Origin of the sequence: Mesorhizobium sp. B2-7-1 (assembly GCF_006440735.1) — a bacterium.
Taxonomy (GTDB): domain Bacteria; phylum Pseudomonadota; class Alphaproteobacteria; order Rhizobiales; family Rhizobiaceae; genus Mesorhizobium.
The window spans coordinates 1-16,497 of record NZ_VFUA01000010.1; the positions used below are offsets into that span (position 1 = coordinate 1).

The following is a 16,497-nucleotide window of genomic DNA, read 5'->3' on the forward strand; positions in this document are numbered from 1 at the left end:
TTCGGCCTGCCGATCGCCTATCACAACCGCCGCAAGGTCGAAGGCCTGGCTTACGACTATCATGCCACGCTGAAAGGCCTAGCCGAAGCTGTCGACACGCTGATCTGCATTGCCCCGGGCGGCGCTGCCACGGAGAAGGCGATCAATGCCGGGATCCTGTCGGCGCTGGGGCCGAACGGCGTCTTGGTCAACATCGGCCGCGGCTCGACGGTGGACGAGGCAGCTCTTGCCGCGGCCCTCGAGAGCGGCGCCATCGCGGCCGCCGGGCTTGATGTCTTTGCCGACGAGCCGAACGTGCCGCAGGCCCTGCTCGACGCGCCCAACACCTCGCTTCTGCCGCATGTCGGTTCGGCGTCGGACCACACCCGCCGCGCCATGGCCGATCTCTGCGTCGACAATCTCGTCGCCTGGTTCACCGAGCGCCGGCCGCTGACGCCCGTGCCGGAGACCATCAACGTCAAGGCGCGCGGCTAGAGCAGTCTCAGGGAAGCGGCTTTCCGCCCAGGATGTCGGATCGCGTCCGACGCCTTCGCCACATTTGTTAATGCTTTCGTATCGCCATTAACGCCCGCTTAACGCTTTGAAATCATTTTCCATACTGGTTGAGCGTGGAGACGCGGCGTGAAGCTCGTTGCCGGGTTGGTTGTGTCGGTTGCGTTGTTCGGGGGCGCGCATGTCCTGTATGACGGCAAGAGCCCAAGCACGGCTGTCGAGACCGCCTCCTCGAGCACCTATCGATTGACGGCCAATGGCGACGAAGCCGCTTGCGCGGTGCAGCGGGGAGCCCCGGTCTCCGACGGCCTGTCGCGGCTCGAAATTGCTCCGGATTGCCGCAAGCTGATGCCAGGCATCGAGCGGGTGAGATTCTGGCGCGAGCAGGCGGACGGCTCGGTCGCGTTCAGCGAGAACGGCGTCGACCCGATCGTCACCTTCGGCATTGCCGATGGCGATGGCTACGAATCCTATGCACCGGCCGCGCCGCTTCTGGCGCTGAACAGCGACAGTCAGTAAACCGTCAAGGCGTGGTCTTTTTGCAACTTCGGATAGGAAAACATCTCTGATGTGCTCGCCTGTCTTTGCAACGCAACCAAAGCCGAATAAATTTGGCTGAGCTTTGGGGTGCTTAAATGAAGTCCTTGCTTCTTGCTTCAACCATTCTCGCCTTGTTTCCGGCCGGCGCGTTCGCCGCCGACGCGCTCTCTGCTGCTGCTCCGGCGACTTATGAGTGGAGTGGCTTCTATGCCGGTGCCCAGCTCGGCTACGGTTGGGGAAAAGTCGACAGTCACGATTCTGAGATAGGCAGTGGCGCTTCCGACTGGGCCGATTCTTGGAACAGCGATGGAGTTCTTGGCGGTATTCATATCGGCTACAACCAGGCTTACGATCAATTCGTCCTTGGTGCCGAAGCCGACATTGAAGCCTCGGGGATGAGCGGTTCAGTGGATTCGGCATTTGCCGGGAACATCAAGACCAAGATCGACGTGCAGGGTTCGCTGCGGGCGCGCCTTGGTTATACGATGGGGCCGGCCCTCCTTTACGCCACGGGCGGTCTGGCGGTTGCTCATTTCGACACCAAGTACGATAATGGCGTAACGACTGATAGCTCATCCAACACTAAGGCCGGGTGGACGGTGGGCGCAGGTATCGAATATGCGTTCGCGCCGAACTGGACGACGCGCGTCGAGTATCGCTACAGCGACTTCGGCAAATTCACCGACAATCCGGCGACCGATAGCGGCTACCTATACCCGACGCATGTGACTACAAACGCCGTGCGCGTCGGCTTCAGCTACAAGTTCTGATCTGAGTGGCGAAAGGCGGCGCTTGAAGCGCCGCTATTTCTATTCCGCCGCTGCGCGGGCGCCGGCCTTCGCCGCCGCGTGCAGGCGCACGGCATCGCCGAAAGCCCTGAAGATCTTGGCGGAATTGCTGTCCGACTTCACCCAGTATTCGGGGTGCCATTGCACGCCGACCGCGAAGGCGCGGGCGTCCTTGACGGAGACCGCCTCGACCGTGCCGTCGGTGGCCAGAGCCTCGACCTGAAGCTTGGAGCCCAGCCGGTCGATTGCCTGGCGATGCAGCGAATTCACCTTCATCTCGCCGGCGCCGAACACGCCGGCGAGGCAGCTTCCGGGCTTGATCGAAATCGTCTGGTGGATGCCGAAGCGCTCGTCCTGATTGTCGCTCACCGGCGCGCGGTGGTCGAGCGAGCCCTCGCGCTCCTGGATTTCGGTGCCCAGCGTGCCGCCGAGCGCAACGTTCAGTTCCTGGATGCCGCGGCAGATGGCAAGCAGCGGCACGCCGCGCTCGATCGCCTTGCGGATCAGTGGCAGCGTGGTGGCATCGCGTGCCGGATCGTAAGGGCCGTTGGCCTCGCTCGGATCGCCGCCATAGAGCGAAGGATGTACATTGGACTTCGACCCGGTGACCATCACGCCATCGACCGACGACAGCAATTCGTCGAGGTCGAGCCGGTCGCCGAAGGACGGCACCAGCAGCGGGAACACGCCGGCGCCGGCGACCGCGGCTTCCAGATATTGCTGGGGTGCTGCGTGCCAGGTGTAGTTGTCGAACTGGCGGACGTCGGACGAGACTGCGACGAGCGGCTGCTGCATTTTGGGTTTGGTTTCCATCAGGCCAAGGAACTGTTCTGCCTATAAAATAAGCGATCCGCCGCGGCTTTTCCATGGCAAGTTTCGCCGCCTCGCATGGGCCAGTGAAGGGAACGTTAGACTATAGTTGCAGGCGGTTGCCGAATGGCGGCCACCGCAGCCCGCGGCGCTGGACTCGACTTCTTGCCTGTGTATGTTTCTCCCCCAACCGGTCCGGACACCGAGGAAGTCCCGGCATCGGTCAGCTGATCCGCAAGGGAGGAAACTTAATGGATCGTCGTTCATTCATCCGCAAGGCCGGGGCGTCCGGCGTGGGCGCCGCGGCAGCGGCCGCCGCGCTTGCCACGCCGGCGATTGCCCAGTCCAATCCGAAAGTGACCTGGCGGCTTGCGTCGTCCTTCCCGAAGTCGCTCGACACGATCTATGGAGGCGCCGAAGTCTTCTCCAAGATGCTGTCGGAAGCGACCGACGGCAATTTCCAGATACAGGTCTTCGCGTCGGGCGAGCTGGTGCCCGGCCTGCAGGCGGCCGATGCCACCGCCGCCGGTACCGTCGAAGCGGCCCACACCGTGGCTTATTATTACTGGGGCAAGGATCCCACCTGGGCGCTGGGCGCCGCCGTGCCGTTCTCGCTCAACGCGCGCGGCATGAACGCCTGGCACTATCATGGCGGCGGCATCGACCAGTTCAACGAATTCCTTGGGGCGCAAGGGTTGTTCGGCCTGCCGGGCGGTAACACCGGCGTCCAGATGGGCGGCTGGTTCCGCAAGGAAATCAACAGTGTCGCCGATCTGTCGGGTCTCAAGATGCGCATCGGCGGCTTTGCCGGCAAGGTCGTCGAGAAGCTCGGCGTGGTGCCGCAGCAGATCGCCGGCGGCGACATCTACCCGGCGCTGGAAAAGGGCACCATCGACGCCGCCGAATGGGTCGGCCCCTATGACGACGAGAAGCTCGGCTTCTACAAGGTCGCGCCCTATTACTATTATCCCGGCTGGTGGGAAGGCGGCCCGACCGTGCATCTCCTGTTCAACAAGGCGAAATACGAAGAACTTTCGCCGACTTACAAATCGCTGCTGCGCACCGCGGCGCAGGCGGCCGACGCCAACATGCTGCAGAAATACGACTATGTGAATCCACCGGCGGTGCGGCGGCTGGTGGCCGGCGGCGCCAAGCTCAGGCCGTTCAGCCAGGAGATCATGGCGGCCTGTTTCGAGAAGGCCAACGAGGTCTATGCCGAGATGGAATCCAACAACGCGCCGTTCAAGAAGATCTGGGAATCGATCAAGGCCTTCCGCAAGGAGCACTATCTCTGGGCCCAGGTCGCCGAATACAATTACGACACCTTCATGATGGTGCAGCAGCGCAACGGCAAGCTGTAGGCCGTCCATCACAAGTTCGTTCAAGGACCTCGGTCTGCGTCCGAGGTCCTTTTTCTTATCTGTCCTACGACCCCGGCCGGCATGGGACGCTATGGCGATAAGCTGCTACATCAAGATCATTGGCGACGACCCCAGGGTGGGAGCTGGCGTGCTGCCTGTGTTCACCTTTGGTGAAGTGCCGAGGGCGGGTGAATTTATTGGTTTTTCACGCGACGGCAAGCGCGACGACCGGGGCGTATTGAGTCAGGATTTGTACCGCGTGAAGCGCGTGATCCATACTGCTGCCACCGAGCTCAACCCCGCGATGATCATTCTCGACGTTGTCTTGGAGCAGCCTGTCGACTAGTGCATCATCGATGCCATCCGCGCCTAGCCTCTGCCCGGCACCACCAGCACCTTGACCTCGCCCGGCGCTGGCGGGTTGGCGATCACGCCCGGTGCTTCTTCCAGGCTGACCTGTTTCGAAATCAGCTTGTCGATCACGATCGCGCCGGAGGCGATCAACTGCGCCGCCCTTCCATGCGTGTACGGGTTGAGGAAGGAACCGAGCACCTTCAACTCCCGGAACAATAGATCGAACGGCTCGATCTCCACCTTCATGCCTTGCGGCACCACGCCGACGATGACGATCGTGCCGCCTGCCTTTGCCACCCGCAGCGACTGCTCGACCGTGTCGCGCACGCCGGCGCATTCCAGCACCACGTCGACGCCGCCGGGCACCAGGCCGTTTGGCCCGGCGATGGCCGCGATTGGGTCGCCGGCGCTCGGGTTGATCGTCGCGGTCGCGCCGAGCTCCTCGGCAAGCGCGCGGCGCGAGGCCTGCCGGGTCGACAGGATGATGGCCGCCGCGCCCGCGAGCTTCGCCAGTTGCACCACGAGCAGGCCGATGACGCCGCCGCCGAGCACCACGACCGACGCGCCCGGCCGGATCGCGGCAAGGTCGACGCCGTGCAGGCAGCAGGCGAGCGGCTCGCAGAAGGCGCCATGCGCCGGCTTGAGCTCCGCCGGCAGCCGAAAGGCCTGCTTGTGCGGCATCAGCACATAGTCGGCGAAGCCGCCGTCGCGGTGGATGCCGATGGCCCTGAGATTGCTGCACAGATTGACGCGGCCGGCATGGCAGTGGGCGCAGCGCCCGCAGGCGATGTTGGGATCGCCGGTGACGCGGTCACCAACGGCAATGCCGGACACCGCTTCGCCCACGGCCTCCACGATGCCGGAGAATTCATGGCCGAGCGTCACCGGCGGCGTGCAGGGAAACTCGCCATGGAAAAGGTGCCGGTCGGTGCCGCAGACGCCGCAGGCCTCGATCTTGACCAGAACATCCTCAGGCCCGGGAACGGGTTTGGGGACCTCGCGCAACCCAATGTTGCCCACCGCTTCCAGTCGCACGGCTCTCATGGCGTTGACCTCAGTTGAATTTGGGCGGCTGCGAGAGATCAGGCGCGGGGGCCGGCTTGGCCGGCGCATCGCCGAAGCTCGGTGGCTGCGACAGGTCTGGCGTGCCGGGCGCCGCCGGCGCGCCGTCATTGGCCGGGGCCGCGCCATTGTCCGCCGGCGGCGTGCCGAGCGGCGACAGCGAAGGCATGTCCGGCAGCTTGATGTCGATGGTGCTGGGCTCCACCGCCGGACCCTTGTAGCGCATGACCATCTGCGGGAAGGCGATGGTGAGTCCGATCATGATCACCTGGATCAGGACGAACGGCACGGCGCCCCAATAGATCTGGCCCGTGCTGACCGGCGCGATCTGCTTGCCGGTGATCCTGTCGAGGTAAGGCACGCGGGCCGCGACCGAACGCAGGTAGAACAGCGCGAAGCCGAAGGGCGGATGCATGAAGCTCGTCTGCATGTTGACGCCGAGCAGCACGCCGAACCAGATCAGGTCGATGCCGAGCTTGTCCGCGGCCGGCGCCAAGAGCGGCACGATGATGAAGGCGAGCTCGAAGAAATCGAGGAAGAAGGCGAGCACGAAGACCAGGATGTTGACGCCGATCAGGAAGCCGGTCTCGCCGCCGGGCAGCGAGATCAGCAGGTGCTCGACCCAGATATGGCCGTTGACGCCGTAGAAGGTGAGCGAAAAGACGCGCGCACCGATCAGGATGAACAGCACGAAGGAGGAAAGCCTGGTCGTCGAGGCCAGCGCCTGGTTGACGACGTCCCTCGTCAGGCGGCCTTTCATCGCAGCCATGATGAGCGCGCCGACGGCGCCCATGGCGCCGCCTTCGGTCGGCGTGGCGATGCCGAGAAAGATCGTGCCCAGCACCAGGAAGATCAGCGCCAGCGGCGGGATCAGCACGATCACCACCTGCTGCGCCAGCTTCGACATCATGTTGATGCGCAGGCGCTGGTCGAGGACGGCGACCACATAGATGACGATGACGCCGACGGCGAAGCCGAGGATGTCGGCATTGTCGCCCTGCGTCGGCGCAAGATAGCGATAGGCGCCGTAGGCGATGGCGCCGGTGACCAGCAGCGCCACGATCAGCGACATCACGCCATGGCCGAGTGTACGCGCCTCGGGCGGCAGCGCCGGCATCGAGTTCGGCCGGACGATCGACATGATCAGGATGTAGAGCATGTAGAGGCCGGTCAGCACGAGACCGGGGATCAAGGCGCCGGCATACATGTCGCCGACCGAACGTCCGAGCTGGTCGGCAAGCACGATCAGCACCAGCGACGGCGGAATGATCTGGGCGAGCGTGCCGGAGGCGGCAATGACGCCGGAGGCAACCCTGCGGTCATAGCCGTAGCGCAGCATGATCGGCAGCGAGATCAGGCCCATGGCGATGACTGAGGCCGCGACCACGCCGGTCGTTGCGGCAAGCAGCGCGCCGACGAAGATCACCGCATAGGCAAGGCCGCCGCGGATCGGCCCGAACAGCTGCCCGATCGTGTCGAGCAGGTCCTCGGCCATGCCGGAGCGTTCGAGCACGATGCCCATGAAGGTGAAGAAGGGTATCGCCAGGAGCGTGTCGTTGGACATCACCCTGGTGCCGTAGAAATTGTCCGGCAGCGCGTGCAGCAGCGGCCACGCAAGGTTGATCGACCCCCCGGAATAAGGCGACAGCACCACGCCGATGAAGAAGAACAGCAGGCCGTTGGCAGCGAGCGAGAAGGCGACGGGATAGCCGATCAACAGGAAGACGATCAGCGAGGCGAACATGATCGGCGCCATGTTCTGCGCGATGAATTCGATCACGGGCGCACCTCGCCCGCGATCGACTTGGCCTCTTCGGCCAGCGCCTCGGCCTCGAGCTTGGCCTGGTCATGCGCCGAGACGAAGGGATTGGGGTCCTCCATGTCGCCACGTATGATGGCGATCTTCTTGATGATCTCGGAAACCCCTTGCAGCGCGAGCAGCAAGAAACCGACGAGCAGGATGGCCTTGGCCGGCCACACGATCAGCCCGCCGGCATTGGTCGACATCTCGCCGCTGCGGACGGAGAGCGACACATAGGGCACGAAATAGATCACCATCAGCACCACGAAGGGCATCAGGAAGAACAGGTGGCCGAGCAGGTCGATCCAGTGCTGCACGCGCCGCGAGAACATGCCGTAGACGATGTCGATGCGGATATGGTCGTTCTGCTTCAGCGTGTAGGCGGCGGCGAGCATGAAGGCGGCGCCGAACAGATACCACTGCAGCTCGAGCCACGCGTTGGAGGAGGTGTCGAACACCTTGCGGATGACGGCATTGCCGGCGCTCACCAGGATCGCGAGCAGGATCAGCCAGGACACCCAGCGGCCGATGAACTCGTTGATGCGGTCGATCGTCCTGGATAGAGCGAGCAGCCCTGCCATGCATATCCTCCCTCGCGCATCGACCCGAAAACCATGTTCGATTTTCGGAAAGCACGATGCGTAGACTCAAAAGTGCCAGGCGGCGCGCCCGATTCCCCCTCCGGTGTCGCGTCGCTTGGCCCAACGATATGCAGTGCGTGGTCCGGCAGGTCAACATGACAAAGCCGCGGCAAACGGATCGGCAAGCCGCGCAGGGCCGGAATGCCGCCGCATGACGGTACGTCATGCAACGAAAGTCTGGGAGCTTAGGCGATCTTGGCCTGGTCGCGCCCGGCGCCGATCAGCACCAGCATGGCGACGAGGAAGAGATAGATCCAGGCGTCGCGCCATTCGAGCGGGAAATAGCCGGCCCAGAGCGATTCCGCCATGCCGAAGGCCGCGGCGCCAAGCGCCGCCTTGAGCGGCGACAGATAGCCGCCGACCGCCGTCACGAACAGGATCTTGAGGCCGTAGATCAGCCCGGTGCCGAAGGAGACATTGCCGTAATAGAGGCCGGCAAGCACGCCGGCCAAGGCGGCGCAGAAGCCGCCGAACAGCACGGCGCGGCGGAACACGGCGGTGACGTCGATGCCGCACATCGCCGCCGCCTTCGGGTCGTCGGAGACGGCGCGCCAGGCGCGGCCGAAGCGCGAATGCGAAAACAGCCAGGCCGCCAGCGCCACCACCGCGATGACACAAGCGCAGTCGAGCAGCTGGATGACGGTGAGCGTGACCTTGAAGCCGTCACCCTCAGCGAAGATGACCGGGGTGGCGAGCATTGGCGGCAGCCAGAGATCATGCGTGTCGGCGGCAATGCGGCTCGCCTCCGACAGGAAGAGCAGGATGCCGAGCGTCGTCACCACGATGGCGTTGGGCGAGCGGTCGGCGAGCCTCTCGAAAACGCTGCGCGACAGCACGTGGCTGATCAGCGCCGCGTAGAGAATGGCCGCGACCACGCCGAGGGCCACCGCGGCGGCGAGCGTCAGCCACAGCGCCTGGTAGCCGAAGGCGGCGGTCAGGATCATCGTCTGGCCGCAGAAGGCGAACAGCGCGCCGTAAGCCAGGTTCGTGCGGTGCAGGATGCCGTTGGTCAGCACATAGCCGAAGGCGAGCAGCGCATAGAGCGCGCCCGAATGCAGCCCGTTCAGCACCTGCTGGAAGAAATAGAGCATGCGGCATCCCTAGGCCGTCGCGTCCCCTTGGCCGCACTCGAAGCGTTACACTCGGAATCTAACTTGTCAAATACGTTTTATCGGTTAGATTTCTCTCATGACGGTATCCTGGACCCCGCACCGCTTCACCGGCGGCATCCTTGCGCTCGACACGGCGAACACCGTCGTGCTGCGCAACGATCCGCAAAAGTCCTTCGACCGTTTCGACGATCCGGCCGAGATCGCCCGCTTCGCCGAGGCGGCGAGCGGCTTTCGCGCCACCGAGCTCGGTGGCCGGCGGCTGAGGGCGCCGGAGCCGGGCGAGATAAAACCAACCGTCGTCTCTATTCGCGAGGCGACCGATCGCCTGTTTCGCCATGCCGTATCGAACGGCGCGGTCGCGACCAGCCACCTGCCGGGCTTCCTTACGGCCTGCGCTGACGGGTTGGCGGGCAGCGCGATCGAGATCGGGACGCCGGGCCAGCCTTTCGGCGATCCACGGACACCGATTGCCTTCGAAGCGGCCTTGGCCGTTTCGGCGCTGTCGCTGCTGCGCGACGAGACGATGGCGAGGCTGAGGATCTGTCCCAACTGCAGCTGGCTGTTCGTCGACCGCAGCCGCAACGCCAGCCGCTTGTGGTGCGATATGGCCGTCTGCGGCAATCGCCAGAAGGCAAACCGCTATTACCGCCGCCGTACAGCGGCGAGGGAGGTCAGCAATGCTTAGGAAATTGTCGCGCTCGGCTTTGGTCGGCGCCGCCTTGATCGCCGCGATCGCGCTCGGCGCCTGCCGCGACACCGGCAAGGACCAGCTCTTCGCCATCTCCGGCAAGCTGTTCGAGTTCAACTACCGGCTCGCCATCGCCACCTATGTCATCACGCTGAAGCCGCTGCGACCGATGGTCGACGGCCAGGTCGCGGTCGTGAGCTTCCAGAACCCGGCCGGCGGCGATCCGCTCATCGTCAACCAGAAGATCTGGCCGAAGCTGCCCCACATCACGCTCACCAGTCCGCCGCTCACTTGCGTGGTCAAGGACAAACCCTATTCCGTCTCGATCCGCATCGAGGACGCGAGCGGCGCGTTGCTGCAAGCTATCGACACCACCATGACGTCGTCCGAGGATCAGACGATGCTGCCGGATCGGCCGCTGGTGATCGGGCCGAACTACGAGCTCAATGCCGATCTGGCCGGCCATCCCAACGGCAAGCTGCCAGGCGAACCGAAGCCGGATTGCTCGAAAGCGACCTGAAACGGAGGGGCTCGCGCGAAATTTTTGTTCCTCACGAAGCGGTTAGCATGATCTTGTATGCGCCGCCGGCCACTCGCCAGACCGATTGTTGCGTGTTATTTGGCCTCTGCGATTTTGTTTGACCTCTCCCGCAAGGGAAGAAAGACTGCGGCGTCCCACTCCGACGTTGGCTGCCTGATTTGGGGCTGCCTCCGCAGAGGAAATACCTGATGACGCTGCACGACGTCGCGCTCGACGACAAGTTCGACCTTGGCAAGGAGCGCATCTTCCTATCCGGGGCACAGGCGGTCGTGCGCATGCTTCTCATGCAGCGCGAGCGCGACCGCCGTGCCGGCCTCAACACGGCGGGCTTCGTCTCCGGCTATCGCGGCTCGCCGCTGGGCGGCCTCGACATGCAGCTGTGGCGAGCCAAGAAGCAGCTCGCGCAAGCCGATATCGTCTTCCAGCCCGGCCTCAACGAGGAACTTGCCGCCACCGCCTGCTGGGGCTCGCAGCAGACCGAATTGCTGGGCGAGGGCACGCATGACGGCGTCTTTTCCGTCTGGTACGGCAAGGGGCCGGGCGTCGACCGTTCCGGCGATGTCTTCCGTCACGCCAACCTTGCCGGCTCGTCGAAGCATGGCGGCGTGCTCGCCTTGATGGGCGACGACCATATGGCCGAATCCTCGACCAATGCGCATGCCACCGAATTCCTCTTCGTAGACACCATGGTGCCGATCCTCAATCCGGCCGGCGTCCAGGAAATCATCGATTACGGCCTCTATGGCTTTGCCATGTCGCGCTTCGCCGGCACCTGGGCGGCGATCAAATGCGTCAAGGACAACATCGAATCGACGGCTTCGGTCGACGCCTCGATCGAGCGTCTGGGCATCGTCATTCCCGAATTCGACATGCCGCCGGGCGGCCTGAACATCCGCCACGAGATCGACATGCTCGGTCAGGAAGAGCGGCTGCATGAGCATAAACGCGCCGCGGCGTCGGCCTTCATTCACGCCAACGGCCTGAACCGCATCGTGTATTCCGGCGGCCGCAATCCCAAGCTCGGCGTCATCACCATCGGCAAGAGCTATCTCGACGTCCGCCAGGCGCTGGAGGATATCGGCGTCGACGAGGAGGCCGCCAACCGCATCGGCATCCGGCTGTTCAAGGTCGGCTGCCCGTGGCCGCTCGACTTGCAGCACATCGCCGAGTTCGCGCGCGGCCTCGACACCATCGTCGTCGTCGAGGAGAAGCGCTCGCTGATCGAGGTGCAACTGCGCGAGAACCTCTACGGCACCGCCACGCAGCCGGTGATCGTCGGCAAGAAGGACGAGCGCGGCGACTGGCTGTTTCCGGCCAAGGGCGCGCTCGACCCGAACGAGATCGCCATCGCGCTCGGCGAAAGGATCCTGCGCACCATCGGCTCGTCGGAAGAGATCGCCGCGCGGGTGGCGAAGCTGCGCCAGTTCCAGGCGATGCTCGCCGATACCGTCGATATCGGTTCGCGCACGCCCTTCTTCTGTTCGGGCTGCCCGCACAACTCCTCGACCAAGGTGCCGGACGGCTCGTTGGCCGCCGCCGGCATAGGCTGCCATTTCATGGCGCTGTGGATGGACAGGAACACCGTCGGCTTCACCGCCATGGGCGGCGAGGGTGCGCAATGGGTCGGCCAGGCGCCGTTCTCGAAGCGCGACCATATCTTCCAGAATCTCGGCGATGGCACCTACAACCATTCCGGCGCGCTGGCGATCCGCTTCGCGCTGTCCTCCGGCGCCAACATCACCTACAAGATCCTCTACAACGACGCGGTGGCGATGACCGGCGGCCAGCCGCATGAGGGCGGCCTGACCGTCGACATGATCGCGAGACAGGTTCGCGCCGAGGGCGTCGACCGCATCGCCGTCGTCACCGACGAGCCGGACAAATATGCCGGCAAGGCCGATTTCCCGGCCGGCATCAGCATCCATCACCGTGACGACCTCGATCTCGTCCAGCGCGAATTGCGCGATGTGAAGGGCGTCTCGGTGCTGATCTACGACCAGACCTGCGCCGCCGAGAAGCGCCGGCGCCGCAAGCGCGGCACCTTCCCCGATCCGGACAAGCGCGTCTTCATCAACGAACTGGTCTGCGAAGGCTGCGGCGATTGCGGCGTGCAGTCCAACTGCGTCTCCATTCAGCCGGTCGAGACCGAATTCGGCCGCAAGCGCCGGATCGACCAGTCGAGCTGCAACAAGGATTTTTCCTGCGTCAACGGTTTCTGCCCGTCCTTCGTCACCGTGCATGGCGGCAAGATCAGGAAGGCCGAAGGCATTGCCGGCAGGGCCGATCCTCTCGACGGCGTGCCGGCGCCGGCGGAATTCCGCATGGGCAGCCAGGGCTGGGCGGCGATCATCGACGGGGTCGGCGGCACCGGCGTCGTCACCGTCGGCGCCATGCTGGGCATGGCGGCGCATCTGGAAGGCAAGGGCTGCGGCATGATCGACATGGCCGGCCTCGCCCAGAAGGGCGGCTCGGTCTTCACCCATGTCCGCATCGCCCCGACGCCCGAGGACATCCACGCCATTCGCGTTTCGGCCGGCAAGGCCGACCTCGTGCTCGGCTGCGATCTCGTCGTCTCCGGCGCCAAGAAGGTGCTGGGCGCGGTGCGCGAGGGCCACACGATCTTCCTCGCCAACACCGCCGAGATCATGCCCGGCGAATTCACCCGTTCCGCCGATTTCTCGCTTCCGGTCGAGCGGCTGAAGAAGGCGATCCGGGCGGCTGCCGGCGACGACAAGGCCCACTTCTTCGACGCCACCCGCACGGCGACCGCTCTGTTCGGCAATTCGCTCGGCGCCAACATGTTCATGCTCGGCTTCGCTTTCCAGCACGGCGGCCTGCCGCTTTCGGCCGAAGCCGTTGAAAAGGCGATAGAATTGAACGGCGAAGCGGTGGCGATGAATGTCGCCGCCTTCCGCTGGGGCCGTCGTGCCGCGCATCAGCCCGAATTCGTGCGCGGCCTGGTCGCCCAAACCGGCAAGCCGGCGTCAAAACCCGCCGAGACGCTGGACGATGTCATCGCCCGACGCGTCGCCTTCCTCACCGCCTATCAGAACGCCGCCTACGCCAGGCGCTACGCCGACCGCGTGGCGACGCTGCGCGCCGCCGAAGCCAAGGCTGTGCCCGGCTCGACCGCGGTGACCGAGGCCGCCGCCAGGAACCTCTTCAAGCTGATGGCGATCAAGGACGAGTACGAGGTGGCGCGGCTCTACACCGACGGCACCTTCGCCGCCGACCTCGCCAAGCAGTTCCAGAGCTACGAGAAGCTCGAATTCCACCTCGCGCCGCCGATCCTCGGCCGGCGCGGCAATGACGGCAAGCCCCGGAAATCGAGCTTCGGCCCGTGGATGATGAAGGGTTTTCGGCTGCTGGCGGCGATGAAGGGCCTGCGCGGAACCGCCTTCGACCTTTTCGGCTACACCGCCGAGCGGCGCATCGAGCGGCAGTCGTTGAGGGCGTACGAAGCCGATCTCGACCTGATTGCCGGCGCGCTGGCGCCGGGCAGGGTGGAGGCCGCGACGGCCCTGGCCTCCGTGCCGGCGCTTATCCGCGGCTACGGCCATGTCCGGCAGGCCAGCGCCGAGAAGGCGGCGGGCGAGCGGACGCGCTTGGTCGAGCGTTTGGCGCAGGCTCCCGCGGAGCTGGCCCTTCGGGCAGCGGAATGATCGCGCCGGCGCGCTGACGCTGCGCCAAGCCTCCTTAATTTCCCGGTCTGTTCCGCGTGTCGCAACCCTCTGCAACCGTGGCCGAGTGCCGTTCTAAGCCTTTTTTAAGGCGGGTGTGGCATGACAAGGCGTAGTGTTGGGCCAACGGCATGGGTAGAACAAAGACCGAGAACATCCCGGCGGATGTTTATATCCAGTTTGTGCGGTCGTTGTTCGACAACGCCCACATGCTGGTGATCGGTGGCGTTTGCTACTGGATCCTCGGATTCATGATCTATTGGCGGACGCACAATCCGCTGTTTCTGGCCTTTTCCTTCGGTCTGCTCTCCATCAGCCTTTTCCGTTACTTCGGCATTCGCACCTTCCTGAAGACAGGCGGCACCATAGCCAATGTCGAAGAGGCGAGGCGGTGGGAGCGCAACTATATCCTCAAGGGCAGCCTGCAGGGCCTGGGCCTGGGTTCGCTCTGCTTCATATCGATCTACGTCTATCCCGATCCCTTCGCCGAGCTGGCCGCGACGTCGCTGACGATCGCGACCCTGGTCACGGTTGTCGGCCGCAACTACGGTTCCCCGCAGATGGTGCGGATTTTCTCCGTCACCTTCATCGGTCCGGCGGCGCTGGGACTCCTGCTGCGCATGGATTTCCCGTCGGTCCTGCTCGGCCTGATGATCATCCCGCTGACCTTCATCACCATCAACAGCGCCGACCACGTCCGCAACGTGCTCTTCTCCGCCGTCATCGGCCACAAGCAGGCCAGGAACCTGACGCGCCGGTTCGATCGCGCGCTCAACACCATGTCGCACGGCCTGGTCATGCTGGGGCCGGACGGCCGCGTCGCGGTGGCCAATGCCGAAGCCGCCCGCCTGATGTCGCTGAGATCGGGCGATGCCTTGCTTGGACGTTCGATCCACGGTCTTTTGATGCGCGGCGTCGCCGGCGGCATGCTGGCGCCGAAAGACTGCCGCTACATCGAAGCGCAGCTGACACGCGCCTTGCGCGAAGGCCGCGACCGCAAGGTGCTGGTCTCCTTAGCCAACGGCCAGCACTATGAATTCTCCGCCCGCGAAGGCAGCCAGGAGTTGGGCGTCATCACCTTCGAGGATGTGACGGCGCGCGTCGAGGCGGAGGAAAAGATCCGCTTCATGGCGCGTTACGACAACCTGACCGGACTGCCGAACCGCGCCTATTTCCACGAGCTGGTCGGCGAGGCTATGGCCTCCGGCGACCAGGACCGGCTCTGCGGCCTCGCGGTGCTCGATCTCGACGACTTCAAGAGCGTCAACGACACGCTCGGCCATCCGGTCGGCGACGGGCTGATCTATGCCGTGGCCGAGCGCCTCGCGGCGATCGCCGGGCCGGGCATCACCGTCAGCCGCTTCGGCGGCGACGAGTTCATGATCTTCTTCGACCGTGTCGAGGACGAAAGCCACCTCAGCACGCTGCTCGACCAGATTTTCGCGGACCTGCAGGGCGAGGTGGACGTCGCCGGCCACGGCCTGCGCATCCAGACCAGCGGCGGCGCCGTGCTTTCCAAGGTCAAGGACACCGACGCGGACGCCATGATCGTCAAGGCCGATCTTGCCCTCTACAAGGCCAAGGAGCTCGGCAAGAACAGCTGGCGGCTGTTCGAGGCTGCCATGGATGCCGCCTTCCGCAATCGCCAGCTGATGAAGGCCGACCTGCGCAATGCCGTGCAGGCCAGGGAGTTGCGCGTCGTCTACCAGCCGATCGTGGCCGTCAGCACCATGCGCATCGCCAGTTGCGAGGCGCTCTGCCGCTGGGACCATCCCGATCTCGGCCCGATCTCGCCCAGCGTCTTCATCCCGCTCGCCGAGGAGATGGGCATCGTTTCCGACATCAGCACGTTCGTGCTGGAGGCCGCCTGCACCGAATGCGCCAAATGGCCGGCCCAGACCAGCGTGTCGGTCAACCTCTCGGCCAAGGATTTCCGCAATCGCGATATCGTCCAGAAGGTCAGGGACGCCCTGGCCAAGTCGGGCCTGGCGGCGCACCGGCTCGAAATCGAGGTCACCGAGACCGCGCTGCTGGACGACAAGTCGCTGACGCGCGAGTCGATCGAGGAACTGAAGGCGCTCGGCGCGCGCATCGCGCTTGACGATTTCGGCACCGGCTACTCCAGCCTGAGCTATCTCCACAAGCTGCCGCTCGACAAGATCAAGATCGACCGCTCCTTCCTGGTCGACGTCAACCAGAACCGGCAGTCGCTCGATCTTCTCAAGGGCATCGTCAGCCTGTCCCGGACGCTGGGTCTTTCCGTCACCATCGAAGGGGTCGAGACCTTCGAGCAGCTGAAGACGCTAGTCCATCTGGTCAAGCCGGACTTCGTGCAGGGCTTCCTCTTCGGCGCCGCGCTCAGCGCGTCGGGCATCGAGACGATGTCGAGCGTCACATGGCCATTTGCAGCGGACCTGCATATCGCCGGCAAACGGACAGCCAGCTGACCGGGTTTCGGGGCAACGCTCTCGCTTCGAGAGTGGCATGATCCGGACTTCCAGCTCACGGAAAATGACGCTTGCCCTGGCGCAAGTTTAAACCCGCCGCGCCTTGCCGCTTTTCAAGCTCTGAATTTGAAATGATCTCGGTGATCGCCGGTAGGTCGCGTCCGACAGCCGTCGGCGCCG

The 16,497-nt window shown here is 64.5% G+C and carries 14 protein-coding genes; 9 read left to right on the top strand and 5 right to left on the bottom strand.

Features of this window, described 5'->3' with window-relative positions; genetic code table 11:
- The 3 genes from FJ471_RS06155 to FJ471_RS06165 all read left to right on the top strand — a co-directional run.
- Positions 1–474 (top strand): NAD(P)-dependent oxidoreductase (locus tag FJ471_RS06155; protein WP_281408505.1); only part of this gene is annotated, 474 nt, incomplete at its 5' end.
- Between the two features lie 147 nt (positions 475–621).
- Complete coding sequence (locus FJ471_RS06160; protein ID WP_140802270.1) at positions 622–1,011, top strand: hypothetical protein; 390 nt, start codon at positions 622–624, stop codon at positions 1,009–1,011.
- Between the two features lie 116 nt (positions 1,012–1,127).
- Entirely contained in the window at positions 1,128–1,802 is a 675-nt protein-coding gene (locus tag FJ471_RS06165; RefSeq protein ID WP_140802271.1) for an outer membrane protein, read from the top strand.
- A 39-nt stretch (positions 1,803–1,841) separates the two neighbouring features.
- Here the strand turns inward: FJ471_RS06165 and FJ471_RS06170 are convergent, their stop codons facing one another.
- Positions 1,842–2,615: a gamma-glutamyl-gamma-aminobutyrate hydrolase family protein gene (locus FJ471_RS06170; RefSeq protein WP_140802272.1), complete on the bottom strand. Its 774-nt coding sequence runs from the start codon at positions 2,613–2,615 to the stop codon at positions 1,842–1,844.
- A 266-nt stretch (positions 2,616–2,881) separates the two neighbouring features.
- Between FJ471_RS06170 and FJ471_RS06175 the strand changes: the two genes are divergently transcribed.
- Positions 2,882–3,991, top strand: a complete 1,110-nt coding sequence (locus FJ471_RS06175; protein ID WP_140802273.1) for a TRAP transporter substrate-binding protein — start codon at positions 2,882–2,884, stop codon at positions 3,989–3,991.
- Positions 3,992–4,139: 148 nt separating this feature from the next.
- Positions 4,140–4,337: a hypothetical protein gene (locus tag FJ471_RS06180; RefSeq protein WP_140802274.1), complete on the top strand. Its 198-nt coding sequence runs from the start codon at positions 4,140–4,142 to the stop codon at positions 4,335–4,337.
- 23 nt (positions 4,338–4,360) lie between these two features.
- Here the strand turns inward: FJ471_RS06180 and FJ471_RS06185 are convergent, their stop codons facing one another.
- The 4 genes from FJ471_RS06185 to FJ471_RS06200 form a co-directional block, all read right to left on the bottom strand.
- Positions 4,361–5,389 carry a zinc-dependent alcohol dehydrogenase family protein gene (locus tag FJ471_RS06185; protein WP_140802275.1) on the bottom strand — a complete coding sequence of 343 codons (1,029 nt, stop codon included), beginning with the start codon at positions 5,387–5,389 and terminating at the stop codon, positions 4,361–4,363.
- Between the two features lie 10 nt (positions 5,390–5,399).
- Positions 5,400–7,184: a TRAP transporter large permease subunit gene (locus FJ471_RS06190; protein ID WP_140802379.1), complete on the bottom strand. Its 1,785-nt coding sequence runs from the start codon at positions 7,182–7,184 to the stop codon at positions 5,400–5,402.
- Positions 7,184–7,789 (bottom strand): TRAP transporter small permease subunit, encoded by a 606-nt coding sequence (locus tag FJ471_RS06195; protein WP_140802276.1) that lies wholly within the window; start codon positions 7,787–7,789, stop codon positions 7,184–7,186. Before FJ471_RS06195 ends, FJ471_RS06190 begins: the two co-directional genes overlap by 1 nt.
- A 245-nt stretch (positions 7,790–8,034) precedes the next feature.
- Positions 8,035–8,940 carry a branched-chain amino acid ABC transporter permease gene (locus FJ471_RS06200; RefSeq protein ID WP_140802277.1) on the bottom strand — a complete coding sequence of 302 codons (906 nt, stop codon included), beginning with the start codon at positions 8,938–8,940 and terminating at the stop codon, positions 8,035–8,037.
- A 97-nt stretch (positions 8,941–9,037) separates the two neighbouring features.
- Here FJ471_RS06200 and FJ471_RS06205 point away from each other — a divergent pair, with 97 nt between their 5' ends.
- The 4 genes from FJ471_RS06205 to FJ471_RS06220 all read left to right on the top strand — a co-directional run bounded on the left by FJ471_RS06205 (position 9,038) and on the right by FJ471_RS06220 (position 16,317).
- Positions 9,038–9,646, top strand: a complete 609-nt coding sequence (locus tag FJ471_RS06205; RefSeq protein ID WP_140802278.1) for a CGNR zinc finger domain-containing protein — start codon at positions 9,038–9,040, stop codon at positions 9,644–9,646.
- On the top strand, positions 9,639–10,169 hold the full coding sequence (locus FJ471_RS06210; protein WP_140802279.1) for a hypothetical protein: 531 nt from the start codon (positions 9,639–9,641) through the stop codon (positions 10,167–10,169). Before FJ471_RS06205 ends, FJ471_RS06210 begins: the two co-directional genes overlap by 8 nt.
- A gap of 209 nt (positions 10,170–10,378) precedes the next feature.
- Positions 10,379–13,852, top strand: coding sequence for an indolepyruvate ferredoxin oxidoreductase family protein (locus FJ471_RS06215; protein WP_140802280.1), 3,474 nt, complete (start codon positions 10,379–10,381; stop codon positions 13,850–13,852).
- 149 nt (positions 13,853–14,001) lie between these two features.
- Positions 14,002–16,317, top strand: a complete 2,316-nt coding sequence (locus FJ471_RS06220) for an EAL domain-containing protein (RefSeq protein WP_140802281.1) — start codon at positions 14,002–14,004, stop codon at positions 16,315–16,317.
- Positions 16,318–16,497: the final 180 nt, after the last annotated feature.

Coding starts and splice junctions, on each gene's coding strand:
- FJ471_RS06165 (WP_140802271.1), top strand. CDS start 1,128: ATGAAGTCCTTGCTTCTTGCTTCAACCATTCTCGCCTTGTTTCCGGCC.
- FJ471_RS06170 (WP_140802272.1), bottom strand. CDS start 2,615: ATGCAGCAGCCGCTCGTCGCAGTCTCGTCCGACGTCCGCCAGTTCGAC.
- FJ471_RS06175 (WP_140802273.1), top strand. CDS start 2,882: ATGGATCGTCGTTCATTCATCCGCAAGGCCGGGGCGTCCGGCGTGGGC.
- FJ471_RS06185 (WP_140802275.1), bottom strand. CDS start 5,389: ATGAGAGCCGTGCGACTGGAAGCGGTGGGCAACATTGGGTTGCGCGAG.
- FJ471_RS06195 (WP_140802276.1), bottom strand. CDS start 7,789: ATGGCAGGGCTGCTCGCTCTATCCAGGACGATCGACCGCATCAACGAG.
- FJ471_RS06200 (WP_140802277.1), bottom strand. CDS start 8,940: ATGCTCTATTTCTTCCAGCAGGTGCTGAACGGGCTGCATTCGGGCGCG.
- FJ471_RS06205 (WP_140802278.1), top strand. CDS start 9,038: ATGACGGTATCCTGGACCCCGCACCGCTTCACCGGCGGCATCCTTGCG.
- FJ471_RS06210 (WP_140802279.1), top strand. CDS start 9,639: ATGCTTAGGAAATTGTCGCGCTCGGCTTTGGTCGGCGCCGCCTTGATC.
- FJ471_RS06215 (WP_140802280.1), top strand. CDS start 10,379: ATGACGCTGCACGACGTCGCGCTCGACGACAAGTTCGACCTTGGCAAG.
- FJ471_RS06220 (WP_140802281.1), top strand. CDS start 14,002: ATGGGTAGAACAAAGACCGAGAACATCCCGGCGGATGTTTATATCCAG.